This is a genomic window from Sphingomonas bacterium (assembly GCF_903644135.1).
In the GTDB taxonomy this organism is placed as follows: domain Bacteria; phylum Pseudomonadota; class Alphaproteobacteria; order Sphingomonadales; family Sphingomonadaceae; genus Sphingomonas.
The window spans coordinates 1-3,696 of sequence record NZ_CAHJXA010000287.1 but is presented as its reverse complement, the minus strand read 5'-3'; the positions used below and the strand labels follow the sequence as shown (position 1 = coordinate 3,696).

At 66.5% G+C, this 3,696-nt stretch carries 6 protein-coding genes; 5 read left to right on the top strand and 1 reads right to left on the bottom strand.

Annotated elements, in window-relative coordinates:
• Nucleotides 1-326, bottom strand: a 326-nt coding sequence (locus HUU96_RS14990; protein ID WP_217430329.1) for a hypothetical protein, incomplete at its 3' end; no start/stop codon positions are given.
• 154 nt (nucleotides 327-480) lie between these two features.
• On the opposite strand from HUU96_RS14990, the gene HUU96_RS13075 reads away from it, so the two are divergent.
• The 5 genes from HUU96_RS13075 to HUU96_RS13055 form a co-directional block, all read left to right on the top strand.
• The gene (locus HUU96_RS13075; protein WP_217430328.1) at nucleotides 481-1,125 is read left to right on the top strand and encodes a type IV secretion system protein; all 645 of its coding nucleotides are present in this window, start codon (nucleotides 481-483) and stop codon (nucleotides 1,123-1,125) included.
• A 9-nt stretch (nucleotides 1,126-1,134) separates the two neighbouring features.
• Nucleotides 1,135-1,311: a hypothetical protein gene (locus tag HUU96_RS13070; RefSeq protein WP_174293197.1), complete on the top strand. Its 177-nt coding sequence runs from the start codon at nucleotides 1,135-1,137 to the stop codon at nucleotides 1,309-1,311.
• A 191-nt stretch (nucleotides 1,312-1,502) separates the two neighbouring features.
• Entirely contained in the window at nucleotides 1,503-2,609 is a 1,107-nt protein-coding gene (locus HUU96_RS13065; RefSeq protein ID WP_174293196.1) for a type IV secretion system protein, read from the top strand.
• Nucleotides 2,610-2,612: 3 nt separating this feature from the next.
• Nucleotides 2,613-3,326 (top strand): virB8 family protein, encoded by a 714-nt coding sequence (locus HUU96_RS13060; RefSeq protein ID WP_217430327.1) that lies wholly within the window; start codon nucleotides 2,613-2,615, stop codon nucleotides 3,324-3,326.
• Between the two features lie 98 nt (nucleotides 3,327-3,424).
• Nucleotides 3,425-3,696 (top strand): TrbG/VirB9 family P-type conjugative transfer protein (locus tag HUU96_RS13055; RefSeq protein ID WP_217430326.1); only part of this gene is annotated, 272 nt, incomplete at its 3' end.

Genomic DNA, 3,696 nt, shown 5'->3' with positions numbered 1-3,696 from the left:
CCACCGTGATGGCCGCCCTCGACATGAACTCGGCGGCGCGCCTGCAGAACGGTCTCTCCTGGAACAGTGTGACCGGCGCGGCGAACCTTTGGGTGCAGGCCGCTGAATGCGCTCAACCTCGCGGCGACCAGCGACGCCAGCCGAACCGCGATCGCCATGCGGACCACGGTCGCCAACGCGCCGAGCACGCTTGTGGGTGTCTGTCCGACAGGGCTGCTGGGAACAGGCAGCGCGGCCGACCCGTGCCGGAGTGCGATCTGCACCGGTTCCGCGGCTACCTGCGTCAGCAGTAGCGTGAGCAATGGCGTCGAAGTCGTCTTCGTCATGGCGCCGCCCGCCGTTCTGCCGGCCGAGCTCGCGGCCGCCCTGCAGACCCTTCAAACCAGCGCCCAATAGGAGATCGGCATGCAGTCTCTTCGCGTCGTCGCCATCGCCCTGAGCGTGGGTGCCATCCTGGTGCCGTTCGAAGCCCGCGCGCTGTTGCCGGTCATCGACAATGCCAACCTCGCCAAAGCGCAGGAGATCGCGACCAGCACGCAGCAGATCCTGAATGCCGACCAGCAGATCATGACCTTCACTCAAAAGACGCTCGCGGCCGTGACGGGCGATCGCAGTTCGCAGGCCCAGGGCAGCCTCGCCCAGATGGCGCTCGGCAGCGGCTTCACCATGGCCCAGGCGCCCTCGCTTGGATCGGTCATCTCCGGCGGTGCCCTGTCGTTTGCCGGCATGGGGGCAGCCTCCCAGAACATCGTCTCGACGCTGATCAACGGGCTGCAGCTCGTCCAGTCGATCACGGGCCTGACGACGGGGGCGGCGCATCCCGTCGACACCGCCTATCGAAACTCGGTCAACGTCGCGGCGACGCTCTCGGGCCTGATCACCTCGACCCAAGGCGCGATCCAGCAGCGCTCCTCGGCCTTCACGCAAGGCGGCCAGCAGATCGGCCAGGCGCCCGACCTCAAGGGCAGCGTCGACCAGAACACCCAGGTCCAGATCCAGACCGGGCAGACCATCAACGAGCTCAACGGGGTCGTGAACAACGCCGCGACCGCGGCCAACCAGGCGAACCTCGATCGCATCGCCGCCGAGTCCGCCGTCGCGCGCGCCATGAAGTTCACGCAGTAGGAGACGCGCGTGCTCATGCCCAAGCCTCTCGTCATCGTCGTCGCAGCGGTCATGACCGTGGCCGCCATCGGTGCGGCGCTGCTGCGGTCCGCGCCGAAGGGACCGGGCGAACCCGCCGCAGCCGCCAGGCCGGATCCGGACAGCGGCCTCGTCCGAGCCATGACCTTCACCGAGCCGAAGAAGTGATGCGTCGCCTCCTGGTCGTGATGGCCGCGGCTCTCCCGCTGGCCGGATGTGCCTACAAGCCTCTGAAGGCGCCGTGTTCGCCCGATGAGGGCGGCACGCCGCTGGCCTACGCGCCGGCATCATCTCGACCGGTCCCCGAGCCGTTCCGGACGCTCGACGGCTGCGGTCCGATACGGCGGATCTGAAACAGCATGGCGAGCTTCAGCATCACGACCCTCCTGCAAACGGTCGACCACCTTGGGGAGAACTACGTTTCGACGGCCTATCAGGCGCTGTCGAACGCGATGACCTCGGGTGGGACCGCGGGCGTCGCGGGGCTGTTGCTGACCCTCTATGTCATCGTGTGGGGCATTGGCATCTGGCAAGGCACCGCGACCGGCGGTCCCGCTGACCATGCCTTCCGGCTGTTCCGCGCCTTCCTGATCTATGCGCTCGCGACCAGCTGGGCCGACTTCCAGACCTTCGCCTACAAGTTCCTGAACGACGGCCCCTCCGCCATCGGCAACGCGCTGCTCGATGCCGTGACCACCGCGAACGGCACCGGCACGGCCCAGAACCTGACCTCGGTCAACGGCGTGCAGTCGGCGCTCCAGAACATGTGGGACACGACCAACAATGCCACCCAGGCCTTCCTGCAGAACGCCGGCCTCACCAACTGGGGGCCCTACATCTTCGCGGCCGTCTTCTACGTCGTGATGGCGCTGCTGATCGGCTTCGCGATCTTCCTCATCATTCTGTCCAAGCTCTTCATGTGGCTGCTGCTGGCGCTGGCGCCGATCTTCATCATGCTGCTGTTGTTCGGGGTAACGGCCCGCTTCTTCTCCGGCTGGCTCGGCGCCCTGCTCCAGTATTTTCTGGTGCAGGTGCTCGTCTACGCCTTCCTCGCCTTTTACGTCTCGCTGATCCAGCAATCGATCGACACGCTGAACGGGGTCGCCAACTCCAAGACCGCCAGTTGGGCGACGATCGGTCCCGTCGTGCTTCTCGCCATCATTGGCGTCCTGCTCCTGAGCCAGATCAACAATGTCGCCGCCGCGATCGCCGGCGGCGTGCCGATCTCTGGGTCGCGCCTCGGCGCGGTGCTCGCAACCGTCAGCGGCTTTCGGCTCGGTGCCGCCGGCAATCGGGCGCGGCTCGCTGTGCGCAATCCGCTGAACCCTGCCTCCATCTCGCGCCGGGAAGAGCTCGCGGCCCGACAGCGCGTCCGCGTCGGCCTGCGCGCCGCGTCCTGGTCGCAGTCGGCAGAGTTCCGGCGGCTGGCGGAGCAGATCAAGAACCAGGGCAGGGGAAGGAGCTGACGTTTGACGGACATCAGGATCGACAGGCCGCCGCGCCTCGACCCGCGCTATTATGCCGATGGCGCCACCTGGGAGCACGACATCGCGCGCCGGAACCGCAACTCGCGGTCCTTTGCCTGGATCGTTGCGAGCGTCATGAGCGTCGTCGCGGTCGGCGCCCTCGGCACCCTGGCGCTCCTGGTTCCGCTGAAGACCTACGAGCCCTACATGGTCGTCGTCGACAAGACGACGGGCTTCGTCGAGGTCAAGCGGCCGATGGCCGAGGGACCGCTGTCGCAGGACGAAGCCGTCACGACCTTCAATGTCGTCCGCTACGTCAAAGCGCGGGAGACCTACGATCCGAAGGCACTGAAGGACAATTTCGACCTGGCGCAGCTGCTCGCTACGGGCGATGCCGAACGCGACCTCGTCGACCTCTACACGCCGTCCAATCCCCAAAATCCGCTGAAGGTGCTGGGGACCGGCGCGGAGATCAGCGTCTCGATCAAGTCGGTGACGTTCCCCAACACCCGCACCGCGCTGGTCCGCTTCTCGACCGACCAGAAGACCGCGACCGATGTCGTCACCCGCAATTGGGTGTCGCTCGTCCGCTTCCGTTACACCGCGGCTCCGATGCGCAACGAGTGGCGCTTCGACAATCCCCTCGGCTTCCAGGTCGTCGAATATCGGCGCGATCAGGAGACGGCGCCCTCGCCGGGCACGGTGGGACAGCGGTGATGCGGTGGTGTATTTGCGTTGGCGTGCTCGCGTTAATCGTCAGCGGCACCCGGGTTCTCGCCGAGTCCTTGCCGCACCCCGGTCGCCTGGACCCGCGCGTGCGCGACGTGGTGTACAACAAGGACAACGTCACCGCGATCGACGCGACCTACGGCACTTCGACGATGGTCGAGCTGCAGCCTGACGAGAAGATCGAGACCCTGGCGCTCGGCGACAGCCTCGCCTGGAAGGTCGAGCCGAACCACAAGGGCGACATCATCTTCGTCAAGCCGATCGACAAGAACGCGCAGTCGAACCTCAACGTCGTCACCGACAAGCGCATCTACAGCTTTCTGCTGCGCTCGAACACGCGGCCGCCCGGCCAGCAGAT